The following is a 21,773-nucleotide window of genomic DNA, read 5'->3' as shown; positions in this document are numbered from 1 at the left end:
GAATGGTTTGTTTGCCAGAATCATTGGCAAAATTAGTGCACTTACCATTCTGCAATACGTAAACTTCATTAACGACAAGCCCATTGGCAGAATTAAGTATGCATTAAATTAATTCCGCCAACAGGTAATAACTTGTAATACCGAATTTAGAGATGAAGTCATTAATTATGCTACAGAAACAGCCAATACGATAAAATCAGCCCAAACAAACAATTCGGACATTGAGAGTTTTCAAGACAATATGATAATAAATTTAAGAAAGCGCAATATTTCAGAAGAAGACCTTCAGATTTACAAAGATATTGCCATGAAAATAGCCCTGACATGTGATGGACTTACAAATGACGAAAAGAAAGAATATGCAGATGACATCAATATGGAAATCACAAAATCAAATATACCAGAGGAAATGAAAGAAACGGTGTCTTCTACAACAAATATTTTGATTAATAGTTCCATTTTTAATGACAACTAACTATATAATTTCAATAATACGTGTCTGCTATTGTATAAAGTCATTGTTGTTCATAACTATGATTTTTGTCGGCGGTATATCGTTGTTTCACGGCAAGGGCTATGTAGGACACATAGCCCTTGCCGTTGTGGCTTTACTATTCGTTATCCCGAGCATAACAAGCATTATAAAGGACAAGAACAAGGTATACAACGAAGACACAATATTAAATGCTATGGGTATCAGTTTTGTGGCATTACGCTACTATACCGGAGAAATAACGACATTAGTGGATATTGCCGCCATTTTCTTCTTTTATATGGATTTTATTATACACATTATATTAAGAATATCCGGACATATAAACTTTCCGATGGGCAGGACACGCAAACCGGACAGCATGATACTTATGCAAATACAGACTATTTTAACAATAATACTGATAGTCATACCACCATTGTTGACAGTAGCAAGAATATCAGTGATGAGAAATGCCATATATATGGCTGTCGTTGCATTTCCCCTATACAGATTATATTGTCTGTTTATATCCGGTAACCAAGAAAGTCAGACTATAACCACAGCTGGTATGGACTGTGCAATATTAATGCTCATATACCAAAACTCGGCGGCATTGTTCGGACAAGGATACTTATTTACCTCTGCATCTTTATCGGCTTTAATAATGACAACCGTCTGTGGAATTGATATTATAAGACACATATATGGATGGCTAAAAGATTAAAAGATTACAATGTAACTTTATTAATAATTATAATTTTAAATACTAACAAACATTTAACGACCATGAAAAGAAAACTGTTTTTATTTGCATTTGCCATTTCCATATTAGCGGCAAATGCAGAAACACCGATCGGTAACGATGCGGTCGACAAGAAAATGGATGAAATTACAAGAATTATTTCACTTGGTGCTGTGCAGAAGTCCATTTTAAGGAAGGCATATATCCAATACAGGTCTGTCTACGACTCTGCATGTTATAAAGTGACAGATATCAAGGCATCGGTGGAACTGATATACAGGACTAAAAAACAATTCCATGAGACTATGATGAAGGTCTTGACGGAAAGTCAGATAATAAGATATGTGAATGTGGCGTATGCCCCGGAGATAGAGGCAAAAACAAACTACAAAATGTCATTGCTTGAAGAAAACGGAGAATATACGGACAGTGAGTTGGAAAGCATGAGAAAAGGGATATACAGGTATCTGATGCTTGAAAAGGTTGTTTATTTCCGCGACAAATACGACTATGCCAAGCAGAAGAACAACATTAGCCGGCTAAAGAAACTGCAACCGGCAGCACTCAAGGAGAGTAACAATATTGAGAAGCAAAAGGGAATGGGTAGACTTGTATCCGGAAAAATCAAATGGTAAACATCATGAAAAAGATAATCATATTATTTTTTCTTGCTTTGGGCAGCATCGTTGCCCTTGCACAGACAAGCGGTAAGGACACGGTCAGCGCAGACAGGCTGTTGAGAAAAGCAGTACGCTACAGGATTGGAATAAACTGCGATGTCGACACTAAAAAGGCTGCGAACATATATAAGCATCTTGTGAAAAGGGGCAACACAAAGGCAATGTACGAACTGGGAAAGATGTATCTGAGCGGTGATGGTGTGGAAAAGAACTATAAGGCGGCATACGCTTTGTTCTCAAAGGCGGCACATGACGGATATGCAAGAGCTTTCGGCAAGATGGCGCTGATGCATCATAAGGGGCTTGGCAGACCTGCCAACGTAAGGAATGCTTATATGCTTTACAGAAAAGCGGCAGACGCAGGTGTCGTGCAGGGATATTACGGCGTTGGATATATGCTCTACAAAGGACTTGGAGTAAGACAGGACTATGCCAAAGCTGTGGAATATTTGAAGAAAGGCGCAGACAAGAACCACGCCGGATGCAGTTTTCTGCTCGGAACATACTATGCAGATGGATATAACGGCAGTCCCGACTACGACAAGGCTGCGGAGTTTTTCAACAAGGCATCCAAGGCAGGGCACGGCTGGACCATAGACATTACCAAACTCGGCGTGCTCGACTCGCTGAAACAGCGTTTTTCACGTTCTGCCGATCATTGGACTGACGTTAAGAATAAAATCATATCTTCAACGAAGATGAGGTCTATCGACAATAATACCGAATTGGAACCCCTTGAAGGCAAATGGATAGGACGTGTTTATACATACGACTGGTCTAAAACCAGAATTTTAAGCCAAAGAGATGTACGTATTGACTTTGAGCCTGCCGGTGATAGCGTTGCCGTGAAGTGGTATGAGAACGACTCGCTCATAACGGTCTTTTCTCCGACTAAAACGGCAAAGGGATGGAAAGAGCATTGGCTCAAGGAACACCACAGGGGGAACAAGTTTGTGATAACCGATGCAAGGTTCGAGAAAGACAGTCAACGGCTGTTTGCTTATTTCAGACAATTTAATCCGGAAAACAGCGAGTTCCGCAAGCCCGTACTTGCCGTATTGACAAAACAGGGTTGCAATGATACAGACAACAATGCCGGAGGCTTTGTGCTAAAACAGGCAGGTTTCAATTCCGGTGGAACATTGAATATGACTGTTACGGCGGATATTCCGCAGACGGTAAGCATCAGTCTGTGCTCTGTTTTCGGTACGGTTGTGAAAAATATCGGTGACGTGACATTATCAGAAGGAGACAACAGTCTCAGCTTCAATGTGCCGTTGACAAGGGGAATATATGTAGTGAAAGTGTCGGGCAATGGTTGCACACGTTCAAAAACAGTAACTTTTAAACAATAAAGAGACCATGAGACACTATATATTAAGTTTTTTTCTTATATTTGCTTTTGTCACAGTGCCGTCATATGCTTACGCCTGTTGGGACGATGACTATGATGACTATTATGGTTATGACGACGACGATGATGACTATTATGACGATTATTATTATGACTGGGGAGAGGATGATGATGACGATGGCTATGATGACGATTATGGCAACGATGGCTATGACGATGATTACGACTATGGTTACGGCAATAGCGACGAACCTATTAACGGTGGTACTCTTGTCGGAGTTGAGGTTACTCCTGATTATGACTGGGGACTTGACGAAGACTGGTGGAGGACTGATTATGGAAATGATGACTGCGGGAACGGGAATGATGATGGAGATGATTCTTCTGACGAGGTTGGTATTGGTGGCATTCATGACAACAACAACAGCACGACTGATGTCATCGTTCCGCCGTTATTGCCACGCGAAGTGCACAAGCCTGAAAGTAACGAGAAACTCTTCAACCAGGACCTACCGATAAGGTATCCAAGGCAGACATGCAACTGGAATTGTTTCACTACAACAATTGCAATATGCAATGCTTTGATGACAGGAGATTTTAATTTTGAGTCTTATGCTACATATATACAAGCTATAGAGGAATTGTTCTCTATTATGTTCAATAGGGAAATATGTGTTCGCGGAATTAATCCTTCTGAGGTGGATCGGTTTCTCACGGACGGTTGTGGGTTAATTTATGATTATATTAATGAAAGCAATATTACATCTTGTATTGATAATGGTGATCTTGTAATGGTAACAATCGGCAGCGGGAGTCATGAGATAGCAATAGTCGGATATTATGATGATGGTTACGGTATTGATGCTTACCAATGTGTTAACCCTGCAAACGGTCAATATGAGACTCATTATGGATATGAATTCAACAAAGATTTAATAATAAAGTATTATAAAAACAATAAATAACAAAGTTATGAGAACAATATTTATTTTCTTGCTATTCTTGTCCGGTATTACAGGAAGCAAGGCACAGACATTTAGTATAAACAGCCTTATCGGTACTAAATGGGCACAGATAAAAGACTATGAGGCAAATAGTAAAACAACTATAGAATTTAATGATACGGCTATGGTTGAGACTGTAACATTCTTATATGGTACGAAAAATACACATCGCTTTGTTAGACCTTACTATCTTTCAAAAGAAGTTCCGACATCGTTCGATAAAAGTTTGGTTGGTAAGACAAAAACGGGGATACATTTGGTCTTATTATACAAATTTGGTGAAATGGATTATATGACAATAAAAAAAATAACATCGGATATTCTAATGCTTCATCACAGAAAAACCAATAACATTGGAGGTTATGAACACACATTTGTGTATAAAAGAATAAAATAGCTATAAAGGATTATGTGAGTTCCGGATAATGGAATACGGAACTCACATATTGCGTTTTTCTGATTTTGGTTTACTGTCTGGGTTAATCAAAATCAGAAAACACAGATGACAGCTATAAAACTTTCTATGGACATGAATATGATAAGGACTTAACCAACAAGGCAATGAGAACAATATTTATTTTCCTGTTATTCCTGTCAAGTATTATAGGAAGCAAGGCACAGACATTCAGTATAAACAGCCTTATCGGGACTAAATGGGAACAGATAGAAGAGAATGATGCATATACTAAAACAATTATTGAATTTAATGATACGGCAATGATTGAGACTGTAAAATTCTTCGTTACAAAAAATACATGTCATGTTTCAAGACCTTACTATCTTTCAAAAGAAGTTCCGGTGTCGTTCAACAGAAACCTGGTTGGCAAGAAAACGACAGGAAGTTATTTGGTTATGTTATATAAGTTCAATAGAATGGACTATATGACAATAAAAAAAATAACATCGGATACTCTTTTGTTGTTTCACAGACAAACAAATGCTATTGGAGGCTATGCACACACATTTGTGTATAAAAGAATAAAAAGCACATGAAAAGATTTATAATTTTATTATTCGGTATTGTATCATCAATAATGATAAACGCACAAGTAGAAGTCAGCACATCACAGTTGGCAGGGATAAAGTGGAAGAGAAACTCACCACTTGCTAAAGGGGACTCTATAACAATGGTATTTACAGAGACTGAGTTTACAGACACGATTTATTACAGTCTTCTTGATAAAACGTCCTATCGTGCATTGAATTATTATATAACAGACGAACTCCCGTCATACAACACGTTCCACATGGACTATGTTGGCAAGGAACGGAAAGGGCGATATATTGTTTTATACTATCCAAAGGTAAATGATGTTGATTATTACACTGTAACATCTTTTACCGATGACGAACTGGTGCTTTTCCATAAGGCAAGACCGGAAAGCATGCCGAGCATAGATGTGTATGTCAGATATGAACGGATAAAGGAATAATGACCTTGTAATACATGGGAACTCTTATTTGACGCTTTATGTGAGTTCCCAATAATTGAATACGTTAATATCATATTGTGTTTTTCTGATTTTGGTTTACTGTCTGTGTTAATCAAAATCAGAAAAGTACAGATAACATATATAAGACTTGCTGTAGATATGACACAGCTCCTTTGACACACGACACGTCTACTTGCCCCTGTTGCAACCGTTGTCGTTAATTCCCAAATATCATCAGTCTTTCAACGAGTAAGTGACCGTTGTCACCACTCTCAGTTTCTTTATATACGGTGTGTTGGAGTCTCTGTCGGAGATAGAGAACTGTCCTTGGTCCGCAGTCATTATCTTATCCGGGCGACTGTTGCTGTTCTCTGCAAACTGTTGTGCCGTTTTCTCCGCATTGCGTATCGCTTCTTCCATCATCTTCGGCTTTATCTTCTGGAACGAAACATACTCGTATTCCACCCTGCCGGCATATCCGTCGACCACGGCAATACCCTGCCGCAACAGTTCTCCCTGCCGCGCGATGATAGAGCGAACGCGCTTGACGTTGCGCGACGTGACGGTTATCGTGGACGTAATGTTATAACGGTATTTGTGCCTGTCCGATCCATATTGCTCGGCATTGAGGTCTATCACCACCGGTGCGCCCACGCTTATTTCGCTCTCCGAGATGCCGTTCTGCCTAAGAAATGTCTTCACCTTTCCCGTTGTCTCGCTAATTCTGTCATACAACAGAGGCAGATTGTCGCCCAGTTCCTTTGTCTGTATGGGCCATGTCACTTTGTCTGCCTCAACTTCTCTTTCTGAAAGTCCCTTCACCGTCACTCTCCTGTCCTTATTTACAAAGTCGTTCATGCCGCTCTTTATACACATGCCCAGCCCTATAATGCCTATAGCAATGATAGCCGCTTCTTTCATTCTGTTCATAATAATAAGTTATTGGTTTGTACCGGTAAATTTAATACAAGTAATGACAGCATGTACATGTACACATAATTATTTATGCAATATTAACGCAAACAAACGTCACAGGTAATTATCCGGCTGTTTGCCTGATTACAATTCAATTCTTTGTAGGGCTGCACCCCGGTGCAGCCGCTCAACAGCATGCTTACAATCGGTATTTCGGCTGCACCGGGGTGCAGCCCTACGTTGATAATGAATACGTTATACATGTGACAATAACCGAATAGTTTTCGTCACAGCCTTTTCATTTCATCCTCGGCAGCCGCTTCGCCCTTATATTTGCTCTTGTGTGGTCGGAAACTGTATGAGACCGAGAGCAGGATACCGCGCCGGTCGTAGGTCTGTTTCTTGTCTACAAACACTCCGAAGGTGTTCATTGTCCAGTCGTGGCATGCTGTATTGAAGACATCCGTTGCCGACAGTTTCACTATAAGCGACTTCTTCATGAACTGTTTGCTTACCGCTACGTTCATTGTAAATGCCGTCGATCCGAAGCGGTTGGTGTGCATGTCGCCTCGCGTCTGTCCGCTGACGCCTGCCGTTATCAGGAAATTGTGCGGAAGAGATACGGCGTTGTCCGCATAATATGACAATATAGGTTTGCCGTAACGTGTGCCTGCCATGTCGAGCCATTGACGGTACATGCCAAGTGTTACACCGGGTTTCCAATGTTTTACGGTCTTGCCCCACATCAGATAAAGGCTGAATGCGGACACGTCGGTATTGACGGGATGAAGCATAAGCATGAGATTTCTCTGCGGGTGCAACTGTTTTACAAAGGCATACGTATCAGTGCTGCGTATGAAATCAGCCTGCAACATAAAGTCATAAAACGTTCCCGAAAGAAATATATGGTGCATGCGCTCGTCGCGAAGTCCCGTGTTGCCGCCTTCCACCTCGTGGCGTCCCACATAGTTCAGACTGCCTGTAAGCTGCGAATACGGCGGCTTTACCGTCGATGTCTTATAACCCAGGCTTATCTGCGAACGGTTGTTTATCCGGTATCCGAGCGAGATGTCGGGCGTAACGACATTATCCCTGCGGCTTATGCCGTTGTCGCGGACACCGTTCTTGCAGAAGATGTAGTCCGTAAACTCATACCGCGCGCCCACAGACAGTGACAGTCTGCCTGCCGTTCTGCTCCATTGGGCAAACAGGGCGGCAGCTGTCTGCCGTGCATCGCTTGTATATGATGGTATGTATTGCGCTATTTCGGCGTTCAACATTTCATAGTCGAGGGCTGAATGAGTGTACGACGATTGTGCACCTGCCGTGAAACTGCCCTTGAACAGTGCGAAATCCACATACAATCTGCCTGCCCACAGCGTGTTTCTTCTGTTCTCCGACGAGCCTACGGCGGCTGTCACCGAATGCGGATATGCCGTGCAGACATACGAAGACGATGACGAACGCCTGAAGTTTCCGTCAAAATGCAGATGATATTTACCGCCGAAGGTATTGTCGAAGTATGCCGACACAAGATGATTTACCGCCGATGTGCGGCGGTTTATGTGCCTGTCTTCATCATTCTCGCCGTCCATCCATTCCGTTCCGTCGTTTGCCTGATTGCCGTGTTCGGGGGTTATGCGGTAATATGCGCCGAACGACAGGGTTTTTCCCGAATGGTTAAACCCCGCCTTTGCCGTGCATACGTTTGTCGTATGACCGTTGTTTTGCGTGCTTCCTATCCGTACCGGCTTGTTCTCATGCAGGAAACTGTTTACCGTACTGCCCTTTATAAGATTTGCGGAGTGGTTGAAAGATAACGAAAGAAACACTTCTTCCGCTCCCGAGTGATATCCCGTGGCGACATGTTCCACGCCGTTCCAACGCCGTTTTCTCTCCGCCTCTGCCTCTGCAGTGGCAGACAAACCCTTTATAAACCTTTTCTTCGTTACGATCTTCAGCACTGCTCCGACGTTGCTTTCGTACAAAGCACCCGGAGCCATAAGCAGCTCTACCCGTTTCATGTCTTCTGATCTGAGCTGCCGAAGCTCGTCTTCATCGTGCAAAGGTCGCCCGTCTATGAATATTTTCACATTGCTTCTGCCCGTAATCTCCACGCTTTTGTCATTTACGGTTATCATGGGCAGCTGTGCAAGAACGTCGAGAGCATTGCCGGCATCTCTCAGTACAGAACCGGCAATCGTAGACACAAGCGTGCTTCCTTCCGGTCGTGTAACAGGCATCTCGGATGTTATCACCACTTCGGGCAGCTGTCTTGCGGCAGAGTCGGCAGGCTGTACGTCCTGCGCCGTCAATGTAACGGTAATCGGAAAGGCTGCGACAAGCAGCATTATGGTTCTCTTTTTCATACAGTAACTTTTTCCTGCAAAGTTACTGACAAATACAACGAAAGTCCAAATCGGCGTTCTGACATGCCGTTTTGTAAATGCTTATGTGCCAATACGTTGGATTAAGCACAACAAAGAAAATATGACACGAGGGTTAACGTTGGTAAAAAACAGCCTCAAACTCGTCGGCATGAGGCAGCGCCCTTGCCTTTATCCTGCTTTTTATACGCGATTTGCGCTTGTAAACCACCTCTATCGTCTTGCCGAGCAGCAGGCTTATCGTGCGGTTCGACATGCCGCAGGCAAGATATACGGTCATACGGTAGTCCTCGGGGGCAATGTCGGGATATTCCTCCTTAAGCTTTTCCAGCAGATTGTCACGGCAACTGTTTACGGTGTTCTCCATTTCGGCAAACATATCCTTGTCGTCCTGCAGCGAACTTATCTCAACTTTCACCTTTTCTGTTATAGCCTTGCGCTCCGTTTTCGTGCCCTGCGACTCGTAGTATGTGTCACACAGGCTGTCGATAAGGGCAAAGCGCCTCTTCAACAGTCCGTGCAGTGTGTTTTCCATCTGCAATATATTCGAGCGGCTGTCATGCAGAACGCATTTCAGCCCTGAGGCTTCTGCAATGAGCATCTCGCTGTGCGCCCTCTCAAGTCGCAGTCTGTAGCGCAGCCATGCTATGATGCCCACAGCCGTAATCACGGCTATAAGCCCGATAAGTGCGTATTGTTCTTTCCGCGCGCGCTCCTTGAAGAGATAGAACTCTTTTTCTTTCTGCATGTAAAGAGCCGTGACAAGCATGTCGCCGTCCTGCCTGCCCGAACATACGGCATGTCTCAGTGCCCTTGCCCTTTGCAGTTCGTTGTTGCAACCGTGGTTGCCGTAATAGTCGAGCGCGATGTTTATAATCGTGTCCGTAGGGGCGCAAAGCCTGTTTGCCGCCATTGCCTCGCTGTAAAGCAATGCCCACCGTGCCATTGTGGCACTGTCGCGAAACTCGGATATGTCCATTGCATTGAGCTTTTCGAACGCCTCGGTAGGACTCCCTTTCATGATATGCTGCACCTCGTCAAGCTCTTTCGCCTGACGGGAGCCGCCGACGGAGCATCCTACGACTACAAATGTCATGACTATGTAAAGCAGATTGCGCATTGTTCCTTGGCTGTTGCCCGTCTATTTTATTATTATGGTAACGCTGCCGTCCCTGTTTCTCCTGTATTCAAGCATGTATATGCGGGTTTTGTGCCTGTTGCCGGTGATAAGCATGTACGAGTTAGAGTCGTTGTTGCTGTTCACTATATACTGCCCGGTGCCGCTTTCGCTCTCAAAAGCCGACCTGAACTTGGGTACGTCATTGTTTGTGATGCTCAGCATCTTCACCACTTTCTTCACCTTGCGCGTTGCAGGGTCTCTTTCTACAACCGACGTAAAGCTGGTGTTGCCTGTGCTTGAACACGTCTCGACCAGTGCGTCGATTTTGTTTTGTGCCGTCATGGCGGCGCTGTTGCATAAAAGCAATGATATAAAAACAAATAATCTGTTCTTCATGCCGGTAATAATTTTACTCATTCAACAATCGGTATATGCGCTCACGTTCATTGTTATCGGGAATGTTGCCGAGCACATTCGCCTCAGCTTTCCTTATCGTGGCATCCATGTCCGCCCGTCTTTCTATTGCCGAGGCTGTACAAAGGGTCTTTTCTATGTCGCCCTTTATCTCGCTAAGGTCGTCTATGCGCTCGCCGTTCACTATGATATAGCTGCCGCCGTATATCCTTGTGAGATGCCTTTCATGGCTTATGTCTTTTATCAGGAAAAAGCCGAAGGCGGCAACGGCGGCTGCCATGACGCCGACAACGGCGCGCCCGGTTCTTGCCATGAGCGGCTTTTTCCTTACGGATGTGTCGGTGTCGGGAATGCCCGTCGAACGGAAAGAGCAGAACAGTTCGCGATATTGCACGAACTCCGCCGACACATTGTCCGACCCGAAATACTCGTAAAGCGCCTGTTCCTCTGCTATGGAGGTTGCCCCGTCAAAGAATTTCTCTATCAAAGTCCTTATCATCATGTCGTTCATATCACTCTTCATACTTTGTCTCCTTTCATGAATTTATCTCTTACCGCCTGCCTTGCACGGCTCAGCACCTTCCTTATGTTCACTTCGCTCATACCTGTGATGTCTGCAATCTCCCTCATTTCCATGCCCTGCATGTGCCTCAGCCTCAGGATAACCTGCTGTGTGTCGGGCAGACGGTCCACTATCTCCATCATACGTGCCATGCGCACGGTGTCGGCATCGCCTTGTACAGGTTCTTCAATGCACATGTTCTCTATGCTGCAGTGCTGTCTGTGCCTGCGCAGGTGGTCTATACAGGCATTGCGTATGAGCACCGTTGCCAGCGGACCGGCAGGCTTCTTCAGTGCAGGGCACATGCTCCACATCTTGAGCATGGTATCCTGTACTATGTCTTCCGCCACGTCGGTGTTGCCTACATACCGCATGGCGGACGCCATTGCCGTGTTTCTTATCTTCGCGGCTTCTGCCTTAAACTCGTCCGCTGTCATATATCATCACGTTTCAGGCAGACTGTCAGAAGTTGTTCAGCTTACGGGTGTCTATCTCGTATATGCCGTTTCCCGTCACAACTGTCTTGTCGGCGGTGCCGGATATGCTCAGGTTGCACTGTCCGTTGTTGCCTGCGGTCAGTTTTTCGCAGTCTACGCTCAGACTTATACGTCCTATTCCCGTGTTCTTCACGTTCATCTCTTCTCCATTGAACGTGGTCGTGATGTCTGCCTGTCCGCTGTTTGACAGTTTGAAAGATACGCCTTCCACGGTGGCATTGCAGTCCAATACTCCTATATTTGACACTTCCATGCCCGAAGAGTTTATTTTTCCGCTCATTTTCTGCTGCCCTTTGTTGGTCACGACAAGCCTGCCGCACCTCATTTTGTCCGCCGAAGTCTCCAGTATACCGGTGTTGTCCAGCCTTACACTTGCGGCATCTATGTCTGCAAACATCATGTTTTCGCTTTGCCCGGTGTTGTTTACGGCGAATGTTCCGCTGCACTTAAGCTGTCCGAACACGGCGTTTATATATCCCGAGTTTTCTATCGTCAGGTTGTCGGTCTTTATATCTCCTGTGTTTATTTTCAGCATCCCCCTGTTCTTTATGCTTGTTATCTTTGGTGCATATATGACATATTCCGAGTTGCTGTCGCATATCCGAGGATGTTTTTTCAACATCAGCACACCGTTGTCAACACTCACTTCCGCCTCTCTCCGTGCATAAGCGTTTCCGCGTATCTCCACCCGGCATGTGCTTCCCTGCCGCAATGTGATACGGGCGGAGCCGGTGTTGTATATCGCATTGAACTCTTTCACCGGGATAAGTCTTGTACCTTGCTCCTCGTCATGCTTGTTCACAAACGTTATTGTCGTTTGAGGCTTTCCACCGTATATATATGTAACGGTTCTTTTATTACCTGTTCCGACTTTATTTGTGCCGGAACACGACGGCGCGACAAGCAGCATGAGCATAGCCGCCGACAGTATAAAGCATCTTTTTTCCATATCAATGAGTGTTTATGTCTTCATCTTTCTATACGCAAAGATAATGTTTTTGTGACACAACGGCAAGACATTTTTTTATTGGCGGCGGCATTTCCGCCCCTGCATGCGGATATGTATGCCCTAAAGCACAGTGTCACCGAAAACGCCGTTATGCTTTCTTTCTGTCTTTTTATATCCCCTTATTTTGGCGGTACTTGCAAAATAAAAATCGTTTTGCCGTAAATATGCCGTGTATTTGTGTGCAACCGTAATATGCTGTGTGTCAGTTTGATATGTAGGGTGTGGAACAAATGTGCAACAAAATGTGGCGTTTCCAATGCGTAAGTATGCCACTTTGGGGTCGTAAGGCATATCTTTTAGGGTGCAAAATGCCGCATTTCGCACCCTAAAATGCGCTGTTTTACACCCTAAAATGGCATACTTTGCACCTTAATTGCACCATTGTCATGGTGCAAAGAGCGCCTCCGGAGTGTTTTTAACATCTAGAATGAGAAAAAAGAGTGACGGTTTTTGTTTTACAGATTGTCGGTATTTATACGCTAAGACCTTACAATCTGTCATTAGAAGATGCGGTGCAAAATAAGGAAATCATAATATATCCTATTCAATGTAGGGACATTTTTCTTGTAAATGTCCGCACGCATCGAAGAGGCGTTCATGTCTGAATTTAAAGTTTTCAATACAAATGCCTTGTTGTTCCCTCTGTTTTATCCCGTATTGATGTAAAGAACGCCACTGTAAAACCGACAGACATATACAAGACGTGTTGTTGAACGAAGTGAAAAAATATGTCCCTACTCGTGGATGATTGCTTATTTTGACACACCCTTCGGGGTGGTTTGTAATATAAAAGGGAATACGAATTCGTCGAATTCACATTAATTAGAACCCCAACATTGCGGCTGGAGGTATATTCAGCACCTGACATAGTAATCTCGCAATTTTGAGTGTAGGCTCTGAACGACCGGAAATATAATCATTCACACGCGATGGACTTATTCCAATCTCACCGGCAAGTTGCTTTTGACTCATTCCTTTCTCTTCAAGAGATACTTCTATCAATTCCGCAACAGTAGGCTTTTCTATCGGATAATGTTCTTTTTCGTATGTTATCACAATGTCGGACATAACAGTGAGTTCCACCGCATTCTTATCGTTAGAAGGCGTATTGTCATCAACCAATGGCAACAGTTCTTCCACTCTCGCCAAAGCAAATTCATACTGTTCTTTCGTAACTTTATTCATACTTCTATCTCTTAAATGGTTGAACAATCTATCTTATCGTAATCTTTATGAGTACCCACCCAACGGATAAATATGTAACCTATCGTAAACTTGACAACTACCACAAGCCGATAATTGTTGCCTCTGATATTGAATACATAGTGTTGGTTACCTACATAATCAACAGAAAGGAAATCCACTTTAATGTCTGACAGGTTCTTCCATTCAGCTTTTTCCGCTATATCATACCAACGTTCTAGGGCAATACGTGAATCTTCATAACCTTTCGTCTCGTAGAACTCTTTCAATTTCTTATGTGATACAATTCTCATATCTCTTTTATTTGATACAAAAGTATAAATTAATTTTGAATTATAGAACTTTTCCAATAAATATATTCTACAATATAGAATTTAACAATAAGCGCAAAACTAAATAGACTCCGCTCAATAGTACGATAAGAACATAAAGCAATAAATTACTCATTTCAATATATCCGCCATGCTTTTCGTACCATAATCAGTGTGCGAAGAGTGCTTCCGTTATTCCGCGTTGATGCAAAAACGCTTCTGTAAGGCTTACGGACATATACAAGGATATGTCCCTACCGATGGGAAGCCGGCTTAAAGTCATTGTCTGTTATTCCGAACTAACGTATAAAAAGAAACCACAACAAACGGTGACGGTGTGGCAAAATAAAAAGACAAAGGGATGACTTCTGCCATTTTCCTTTGTCTTATTGCTCTTCAATCTATCTCTTAAGTTTGAACGAATTCTCTATGCTCGTTATCTCATCGCTGAACGAAACATCAACTTTAATTCTCTTTTCCACCTGCGAACAGCTGTGTATCACGGTGGAATGATCCCTGCCGCCGACCAGCTTGCCTATTCTCGACGCCGGCATGTTGGTGTATTTCTGTGCAAGATACATCGACACCTGGCGTGCCACGACATATTCGTGCTTGCGGCTTCTGCCTGTGACCGAGGTGGTGGACACGTTGAAATGCACGCACACCTTGTCCATTATGTCGTCCATGGTCAGCGGTGTATCGTCTATTTTCACGGCACGTTTTATCACGCGCTCCGCCAGTTTCATGTCTATGTTGCTGTTATAGACAATCGAATATGCCATGAGTGAGTTTATTACTCCTTCCAGATCGCGCACGCTTCCGTTGGCTGTCTGTGCGATAAATCTCACTACCTCTGCCGGAATGCTAAGCCCGTCGCGCTTTATCTTACAGTTCAGGATGTCCTCACACAACTGTACGTTGGGCTTTTCCAGCTCTGCTATCAGTCCGCAACTGAAGCGTGTGAGCAGGCGTTCGTTCATTCCTTTCAGATCAACCGGCGGACGGTCGCATGCCAGTATGATGCGTTTGCCGTTAAGAAAAAGGTGGTTGAATATATGGAAGAACGTGTCCTGTGTCTTCGTTGCCGACACCCACTCCTGTATGTCATCTACTATCAGCATGTCTATTGTCTGATAGAAGTTGATGAAATCGTTCGTGGTGTTGTTGAGAACCGCATTGGTGTATTGCACCTGAAACAGTCTTGCGCTTACATAAAGCACCCGTTTCTGCGGATAGAGTTCCTTTGTCCTTACGCCGATGGCATTGATAAGGTGGGTCTTTCCGCATCCTGACGGACCGTAGATGAACATCGGGTTGAACTGTGTGGTGTTGGGATGTTCAGCAATGGACAATCCTACAGAGCGCGGAAGCTTGTTGCTGGCACCTTCTATATAGTTGGCAAAGGTGTTGCGCGTGTTCAGTTGCGAGTCTATCTGCTGCGGTCTTGCGGCGTCGAGCACCGTCGGCGACTGGTTGCCGCGTGTCTTCTGCCGTGTCTTTTCTATGTCAGCCTTCGGCTCACCTTCTATCACCTGCGTGATATTATGGGTCTTGTCCGTCACAACACGGTATGTAAGACGTATCCCGTCACCGAAAGTATGTCTGAGAACCTTGCCCAAAAGGTCAACATAGTTCTCTTCCAAGTACTCGTATACAAACGGACTTGGAACCTGAACCAATAAAGTACGTGTCGACTCGTTGAACGATTCGAACGCTATTGGTCTGAACCACGTGTTGAACTGTTGTTCCGAGACATTCTCCTTTATCAACAAAAGGCTTTTGTCCCAGAGCATTTTAGGATTGTTACTCATTTAAAGACTAAGCTGATTTATAAAAAACGGTGCTTGTTTATTCCGCGTTTGCAAATTTCGCAAAAATAATCGGAATATGCAAACTGTGCCATATCGCCGTATTTATGCCGTTTTACGTAAAACGCTTTATGTGTATAAATTAAGTGTTATCAGCACCATTCTTAAAAGGAATAGCCGTTAAATGTAGATAAACACTTGTAAAACAAGCCGTTAATTAAAAAGTCATAAAAAGCGACACTGTGTGCATGCTTTGTTGCACCAACATCATAAAAGGCATATAAATAAACGGTTTACGGGAATACACAGCCTGCAAAAGCAAAAGAAACGATATTTAGATTGATTTTATATAAATAGGCAAGCGGTGCTATATATTATATCGGGGTAGGGAAGGAGGGGGCATACGGCTATGCCCAAATAAATAACAACCCGTTTGTAGGGACATATTCTTGTATTTGTCCGCCTGTAACAGCCTTAAAATCAGTGAATATATAACGGACAAATACAAGAATATGTCCCTACAAACGGGTGAAAACTTTTTGACACATCCATCTATTTATCCTTTTTCCCGAACACAGAGAAGTGTACATAGCGCTTGGGATGGTTGCGCAGGTCTATCATCAGCGAATCGGCATCGCGCATGGTGGCGTTCAGATTGTTATACAATGACGGGTCGCGCATGAGCAATCCGAGCGAACCTTCGTTGCTGTTAAGTCTTGAAGTGAACTCCTCTACATTTGAAAGTGTGGCGTCTACCTTTGCCATTGTGCCCTCTACATCGACCGTATTCAGACGGGCGGTAAGCTTTTCCGTGTTGTCAAGAACGTTGTCGGCACGTTTCATCATGCCCGGAACACTTCTGTTCAGTCCGGACATCAGCGTGTTGAGTTCTTTTGTTGTGGTGGTAAGGTTGCCCGTTATGGTCTCGACGTTGTGCAGAGACTGCTGCAGGGCAGGGTCGGAGAGAAGCATATTGAGACTTCCCATTATGGAGTCGAGCTTGGGCAACATCTTCTCTATGGCAGGTATCATGTCCTTCATCTGTCCGAGAGCGCCGTCGTTGATACCGCCCTTTATCACTCCTCCCGGCATTACCCGCTCGCGCGGATTGTTTGCAAGCAGCAGGTTTACCTTTACGTTGCCCATCATGTCGCTCTCTATCTCGGCACTGCTGCCTGCGGGAATTCTGAGGTTCTTGTCAAGAACCACTTCCACCATTATGTCTTTGTTGGCGTTGTAGTCGTATTTTATGCCCTTTACGGTTCCCACTTTATAACCGTCGGCATAGATGGGACTCGATGAACTCAGTCCGCTGATATTGCTGAATGATATGTAATAAATACTGTCCGTTGATATGAGACTGAGACCTTTCAGGAAACTCATGCCGAAGAACAGCACCACAAGTCCGGCGATTGCCACGAGGGCAATCCTAACTTCTTTTGTAAAAAACTTCATAAGCAACTATTTTCTGTTTGACTTAAATTCTCTTATTGCCTCCGCCACGTTCATTTTCCGACCGTTTTTGAAAGCTATTATAAATGCCTCGGGGAACTTGTCGAGCAGTGTCTTGCGCAGACGATATATCTCATTGTAGTCTTCCGAAGCTCCGCATGTATACTTGACATAGTTTCCTTCCTTATAGTAACAGACATCACTGCATCCTTTAAGCAGCGGACTTCCGGTCTTCAACACTTTGTCTGCGGCAAGTATCTGCACTTTGAAAACAGGTTTGTCCTTTGCCTGTACATCATTCTTTGCTTCCGTTGATGCACTTTCGTCAGCCTTGCCGCCATTGCTTTCGGCTGCAGTATTGGGTTCGGTAACGGCATTTCCCGGAGTTTCCGTTACGGTGTTCTCCGTCTTTCTGTTCTTTGTCTCTGCCGCCTTTACCTCCGTTTCGGTTCTCGGTGACGGTTCGAAAGGCACTGTAAAGCTGCCGCCTTTGGCATTTCTGTATTTCACAAAGGCAAGATAGATGCCGCGTGCAAGGTCGTCTATGCTCTTCTCCTTGTTCAGGAACTGCTCCTCATCGGGTGTTGATATAAAACCAAGCTCTATAAGACATGCCGGCATGGATGTTTCGCGCAGCACAAGAAAGACATCCTGTTTTACGCCCTTGTTAGCCCTGCCCGTCGTGGCACAGATGTTTCCTTGCACCAGTTTGGCAAGCTCGACACTCTCTGCCATGTTCTTGTCGTGCATGAATTCGAACATTATTGCACTCTCGGGGGAGTTGGGGTCGTAGCCCTCGTAGTGCTGCTTATAGTCTTTCTCTATCATGATGACTGCATTCTCACGCTGTGCGGCACTCAGTTTCTCGCCGGCACGGCGCATACCCATGGTATATGTCTCTATGCCTCGTGCTATGCGCCCCTTGGGAAGAGAATTGGTATGTATGGAGATAAAGATGTCCGCCTTGTTCTTGTTGGCTATATTTGCCCGCTCATGCAGTGGGACAAACACGTCGGTCTTGCGAGTATATACCACTTTCACGTCAGGACAATAGCGCTCTACATACCTGCCGAAAGCAAGTGCGACTTTGAGATTTATGTTCTTCTCGAGCGAGAAAGCACCGCGTGCGCCTGCGTCGTGACCGCCGTGACCGGCGTCTATCACAAGCGTGAAGCCTTTTCCGGCGGCGAAAGCCACCGTAGAAAGCAGCATGAAAGCAACGAATATGGATAAGATTTTCTTAAACATGTGTCCTTTGTCTCCTTATAAATACTTTTATCTCCCTCGGTCTCCTGTTTATATATCCCTGTTAACTCTCTTTATTTCCCTATATGCCACTGCCTCATCATCTCCTGATACACAGTTCTATTCCGGCACATCCGGCATCTGCCCCCATGGGAGGATTGGTCTTCGACAGGGTTATATCCACTGTTTCCGCTTTCGGCATGGCGCAGAGAATGCTCTTGCCTATCCGTCCCGCCACGTGTTCGAGCAGTGCCGACGGCTGTTGCATCTCACGCTTTACCGTTTCATATATCTCTGCATAGTTCAGCGTGTCTGCCACATCGTCGCTCTCGACGGCACGACCGGCGCGGAAACCCACGCGCAGACTGACCGTAAATTCGCCTCCCGTGACACGTTCCTGCGGCATCACACCGTGACGGGCATAGAACTTCATGTTCTTTATGAACACACTGCTGCCAACAATCTCCATTGTCTTCGATGTTTTATCCGCAACGAGACGAACCGCAGTTCTTACAGATAAGGCATCCTTCTTGATATACCAATGCCTCCTGACCGCACACCGGGCACTTCTGTCCCTTTGCCTCCGTACCGTCAACTATGTATTTCTTCAATGCACGTTCCACACCTATCTTCCATGTATTGATACTCTCGCTCTTAAGTTGCAGGGAACCTACAAGCTTTATGACATGGGCTATAGGCATGCGGTAACGCAGCACGCCGGATATCAGTTTGGCATAGTTCCAGTATTCTGGGTTGAATTTCTCGCTCAGTCCTTCTACCGTAGTCTTGTATCCGCGTTTGTTCTCGAATTGGAAGTCATAACGGTGCGAGCCGTCTTCATTGGTCTGTTTTATGATCTTTCCCTTTGTTATGGTCTTTGGCAGCACAATGCCTTCCTCATCGTCCTGCAAGCCGGTGAATATTTCGTAGGGATATCCGTCGAGCAGTCCTACGAAAGCCACCCACTTTTCTTTGTTGTTCTGGAAACGCACGACATCACACTCCAATGTCTGGGGACGTACTTCCGTAACCTGCGGATGACTGCACGGGGGCAACTGTGTGCCGCCACTCTTGTCGCCGCCTTTCTTTTTCTTGTCTACGGCAATCATCACTCCCGAGCGCGAACCGTCACGATATACCGTACAGCCTTTGCAGCCCGACTTCCATGCTTCTACGTACAGACGGTTTACAAGAGCCTCGTCGACATTGTTGGGAAGGTTTATAGTCACGCTTATGCTGTGGTCCACCCACTTTTGTATTGCGCCCTGCATGCGCACCTTCATCAGCCAGTCCACATCGTTGGCGGTAGCTTTATAATAAGGTGAGCGTGCTATAAGCTCGTCTATCTCTTCCTGTGTGTAACGCTTTGCCGTGTCTATGCCGTTGACTTTCATCCACTCTATGAACTTGTTGTGGTATACGATATACTCCTCGAACGAGTCTCCCGTTTCGTCAACAAAGTCCACATGCACGTCGGTATCGTTGGGATTAACCTTACGGCGACGCTTGTATACGGGTAGGAACACCGGTTCTATTCCGCTTGTTGTCTGCGTCATAAGACTTGTTGTGCCTGTCGGGGCAATGGTAAGACAGGCTATGTTGCGCCGTCCGTATTTCACCATGTCGGCATACAACTGCGGGTCGGCTTCCTTTATTCTGTTTATGAACGGATTTGCAGCTTCGCGTCCGGCATCGAATATCTCGAACGCTCCACGCTCTTTTGCCATATCAACAGACGAGCGATATGCGGCAAGTGCAAGCGTGCGGTGTACCTCTACAGAGAATGCCGTTGCCTCTTCCGTGCCATATCGCAGTCCCATCGCCGCAATCATGTCGCCCTCGGCTGTGATACCGACGCCGGTACGGCGTCCCATTCCGCTCTTGCGTTTTATCTTTTCCCACAGATGATACTCGGTACCCTTCACCTCGTCGCTCTGCGGGTCGCGCTTTATCTTCTCCATTATAAGGTCTATCTTCTCCAGTTCCATGTCCACAATGTCGTCCATTATGCGCTGTGCCATGGCAACATGCTTGCGGAACAGGTCGAAATCAAAGCGTGCCTTGTCCGTAAACGGATTTTCAACATAAGAATAAAGGTTTATGGACAGCAGACGGCACGAGTCGTAAGGACAAAGAGGTATCTCGCCGCATGGGTTGGTAGATACGGTCTTGAAGCCCAGATCTGCATAACAGTCGGGGATGCTTTCGCGTGTTATCGTATCCCAGAACAGCACTCCCGGCTCTGCACTTTTCCAAGCATTGTGCACAATCTTCGCCCACAACTTGCTTGCATCAACTGTGCATTTCATCTTGGGATTGTCACTTTCTACGGGGAACTGTTGCGTATATTCCTTGCCTTCCGTGGCACACCGCATGAAGTCATCGTCTATTTTCACAGACACATTGGCACCGGTAATCTTGCCTTCGGTCATCTTTGCATCGATAAAGGCTTCGCTGTCTGGATGCTTAATGCTTACGGAGAGCATCAGTGCACCGCGCCGTCCGTCTTGTGCGACCTCGCGTGTGGAGTTGCTGTATCTTTCCATGAAAGGTACCAAACCTGTGGATGTCAGTGCGGAATTGTTCACGGGAGAGCCTTTCGGACGCAGATGAGACAGGTCGTGTCCCACGCCTCCGCGACGCTTCATCAGCTGTACCTGCTCCTCGTCCACGCGCAATATGGCACCGTATGAGTCGGCATCGCCGTCAAGTCCCACAACAAAGCAGTTGGACAACGATGCCACCTGGTGGTTGTTGCCTATACCTGTCATCGGACTTCCGGCAGGTACTATATATTTAAAGTGGTCAAGAAGCCCGAAAACTTCTTCGGCACTCATCGGGTTCTTATATTTATTCTCTATACGCACCACCTCATCTGTAATCCTGTGGTGCATATCCTCAGGCGATTTTTCGTATATATTGCCGAAACTGTCCTTAAGGGCATATTTATTTACCCATACCCTTGCTGCCAGTTCATCACCGTTAAAGTATTCAAGCGAGGCACCGTAAGCCTCATCATAAGAATAAGTTTTATTATTTTCCATTATAGTAGTGTATAATCAATGTTGCAAAACTACGAACATTTTTTGATAAAAGAAAACACTTTTGTGATTATTTGCTAATAAAAAAATGAAGCATTGTTTTCCGAAACGGATAACTTTT

General features: G+C 45.0%; 22 protein-coding genes and 1 pseudogene. 9 read left to right on the top strand and 14 right to left on the bottom strand.

Annotated elements, in window-relative coordinates; translation table 11 throughout:
• The 9 genes and pseudogenes from HPS54_RS05890 to HPS54_RS05850 all read left to right on the top strand — a co-directional run.
• Positions 1-112 (top strand): annotated as a pseudogene (locus HPS54_RS05890) (IS982 family transposase); the annotation flags it as partial.
• Between the two features lie 129 nt (positions 113-241).
• Positions 242-475, top strand: coding sequence for a hypothetical protein (locus HPS54_RS05885; protein WP_172344533.1), 234 nt, complete (start codon positions 242-244; stop codon positions 473-475).
• A gap of 58 nt (positions 476-533) precedes the next feature.
• Positions 534-1,199 (top strand): hypothetical protein, encoded by a 666-nt coding sequence (locus HPS54_RS05880; RefSeq protein WP_172344532.1) that lies wholly within the window; start codon positions 534-536, stop codon positions 1,197-1,199.
• 62 nt (positions 1,200-1,261) lie between these two features.
• On the top strand, positions 1,262-1,852 hold the full coding sequence (locus tag HPS54_RS05875) for a hypothetical protein (protein WP_172344531.1): 591 nt from the start codon (positions 1,262-1,264) through the stop codon (positions 1,850-1,852).
• Between the two features lie 5 nt (positions 1,853-1,857).
• Positions 1,858-3,252 (top strand): sel1 repeat family protein, encoded by a 1,395-nt coding sequence (locus tag HPS54_RS05870; RefSeq protein ID WP_172344530.1) that lies wholly within the window; start codon positions 1,858-1,860, stop codon positions 3,250-3,252.
• A 7-nt stretch (positions 3,253-3,259) separates the two neighbouring features.
• Complete coding sequence (locus HPS54_RS05865; protein ID WP_172344529.1) at positions 3,260-4,216, top strand: hypothetical protein; 957 nt, start codon at positions 3,260-3,262, stop codon at positions 4,214-4,216.
• A gap of 7 nt (positions 4,217-4,223) precedes the next feature.
• Complete coding sequence (locus HPS54_RS05860; protein ID WP_172344528.1) at positions 4,224-4,652, top strand: hypothetical protein; 429 nt, start codon at positions 4,224-4,226, stop codon at positions 4,650-4,652.
• A gap of 164 nt (positions 4,653-4,816) precedes the next feature.
• Positions 4,817-5,248 (top strand): hypothetical protein, encoded by a 432-nt coding sequence (locus HPS54_RS05855; protein ID WP_172344527.1) that lies wholly within the window; start codon positions 4,817-4,819, stop codon positions 5,246-5,248.
• Complete coding sequence (locus tag HPS54_RS05850) at positions 5,245-5,688, top strand: hypothetical protein (RefSeq protein ID WP_172344526.1); 444 nt, start codon at positions 5,245-5,247, stop codon at positions 5,686-5,688. Before HPS54_RS05855 ends, HPS54_RS05850 begins: the two co-directional genes overlap by 4 nt.
• Before the next feature lie 234 nt (positions 5,689-5,922).
• On the opposite strand, the gene HPS54_RS05845 is transcribed toward HPS54_RS05850, so the two are convergent.
• The 14 genes from HPS54_RS05845 to HPS54_RS05780 all read right to left on the bottom strand — a co-directional run bounded on the left by HPS54_RS05845 (position 5,923) and on the right by HPS54_RS05780 (position 21,655).
• The gene (locus HPS54_RS05845) at positions 5,923-6,621 is read right to left on the bottom strand and encodes an SIMPL domain-containing protein (protein ID WP_172344542.1); all 699 of its coding nucleotides are present in this window, start codon (positions 6,619-6,621) and stop codon (positions 5,923-5,925) included.
• A gap of 269 nt (positions 6,622-6,890) precedes the next feature.
• Positions 6,891-8,972, bottom strand: coding sequence for an outer membrane beta-barrel family protein (locus HPS54_RS05840; protein WP_172344525.1), 2,082 nt, complete (start codon positions 8,970-8,972; stop codon positions 6,891-6,893).
• A gap of 133 nt (positions 8,973-9,105) precedes the next feature.
• Positions 9,106-10,110: a hypothetical protein gene (locus HPS54_RS05835; protein WP_172344524.1), complete on the bottom strand. Its 1,005-nt coding sequence runs from the start codon at positions 10,108-10,110 to the stop codon at positions 9,106-9,108.
• Between the two features lie 21 nt (positions 10,111-10,131).
• Positions 10,132-10,506, bottom strand: coding sequence for a DUF5024 domain-containing protein (locus HPS54_RS05830; RefSeq protein WP_172344523.1), 375 nt, complete (start codon positions 10,504-10,506; stop codon positions 10,132-10,134).
• Between the two features lie 13 nt (positions 10,507-10,519).
• A complete protein-coding gene (locus HPS54_RS05825) occupies positions 10,520-11,047 on the bottom strand; it encodes a hypothetical protein (protein WP_172344522.1) in 528 nt (175 codons plus the stop codon).
• Positions 11,044-11,523, bottom strand: coding sequence for an RNA polymerase sigma factor (locus HPS54_RS05820; RefSeq protein WP_172344521.1), 480 nt, complete (start codon positions 11,521-11,523; stop codon positions 11,044-11,046). The genes HPS54_RS05825 and HPS54_RS05820 overlap by 4 nt, the downstream gene beginning before the upstream one ends.
• Before the next feature lie 25 nt (positions 11,524-11,548).
• On the bottom strand, positions 11,549-12,532 hold the full coding sequence (locus tag HPS54_RS05815) for a GIN domain-containing protein (protein WP_172344520.1): 984 nt from the start codon (positions 12,530-12,532) through the stop codon (positions 11,549-11,551).
• 882 nt (positions 12,533-13,414) lie between these two features.
• Positions 13,415-13,777, bottom strand: coding sequence for a helix-turn-helix domain-containing protein (locus tag HPS54_RS05810; RefSeq protein ID WP_172344519.1), 363 nt, complete (start codon positions 13,775-13,777; stop codon positions 13,415-13,417).
• Between the two features lie 11 nt (positions 13,778-13,788).
• Entirely contained in the window at positions 13,789-14,088 is a 300-nt protein-coding gene (locus tag HPS54_RS05805) for a type II toxin-antitoxin system HigB family toxin (RefSeq protein ID WP_172344518.1), read from the bottom strand.
• A 419-nt stretch (positions 14,089-14,507) separates the two neighbouring features.
• Positions 14,508-15,917: a chromosomal replication initiator protein DnaA gene (gene dnaA, locus HPS54_RS05800; RefSeq protein WP_172344517.1), complete on the bottom strand. Its 1,410-nt coding sequence runs from the start codon at positions 15,915-15,917 to the stop codon at positions 14,508-14,510.
• Positions 15,918-16,466: 549 nt separating this feature from the next.
• A complete protein-coding gene (locus HPS54_RS05795) occupies positions 16,467-17,369 on the bottom strand; it encodes an MlaD family protein (RefSeq protein WP_172344516.1) in 903 nt (300 codons plus the stop codon).
• A 6-nt stretch (positions 17,370-17,375) separates the two neighbouring features.
• Positions 17,376-18,614: an N-acetylmuramoyl-L-alanine amidase family protein gene (locus tag HPS54_RS05790; RefSeq protein ID WP_172344515.1), complete on the bottom strand. Its 1,239-nt coding sequence runs from the start codon at positions 18,612-18,614 to the stop codon at positions 17,376-17,378.
• A gap of 97 nt (positions 18,615-18,711) precedes the next feature.
• Positions 18,712-19,080, bottom strand: coding sequence for a dihydroneopterin aldolase (gene folB, locus HPS54_RS05785; RefSeq protein WP_172344514.1), 369 nt, complete (start codon positions 19,078-19,080; stop codon positions 18,712-18,714).
• Positions 19,081-19,093: 13 nt separating this feature from the next.
• Positions 19,094-21,655 (bottom strand): adenosylcobalamin-dependent ribonucleoside-diphosphate reductase, encoded by a 2,562-nt coding sequence (locus HPS54_RS05780; protein WP_172344513.1) that lies wholly within the window; start codon positions 21,653-21,655, stop codon positions 19,094-19,096.
• Between the last annotated feature and the right edge of the window lie 118 nt (positions 21,656-21,773).

The organism is Xylanibacter caecicola (assembly GCF_013166515.1).
In the GTDB taxonomy this organism is placed as follows: domain Bacteria; phylum Bacteroidota; class Bacteroidia; order Bacteroidales; family Bacteroidaceae; genus Prevotella; species Prevotella caecicola.
This window is presented reverse-complemented; position numbering and strand designations above follow the sequence as displayed.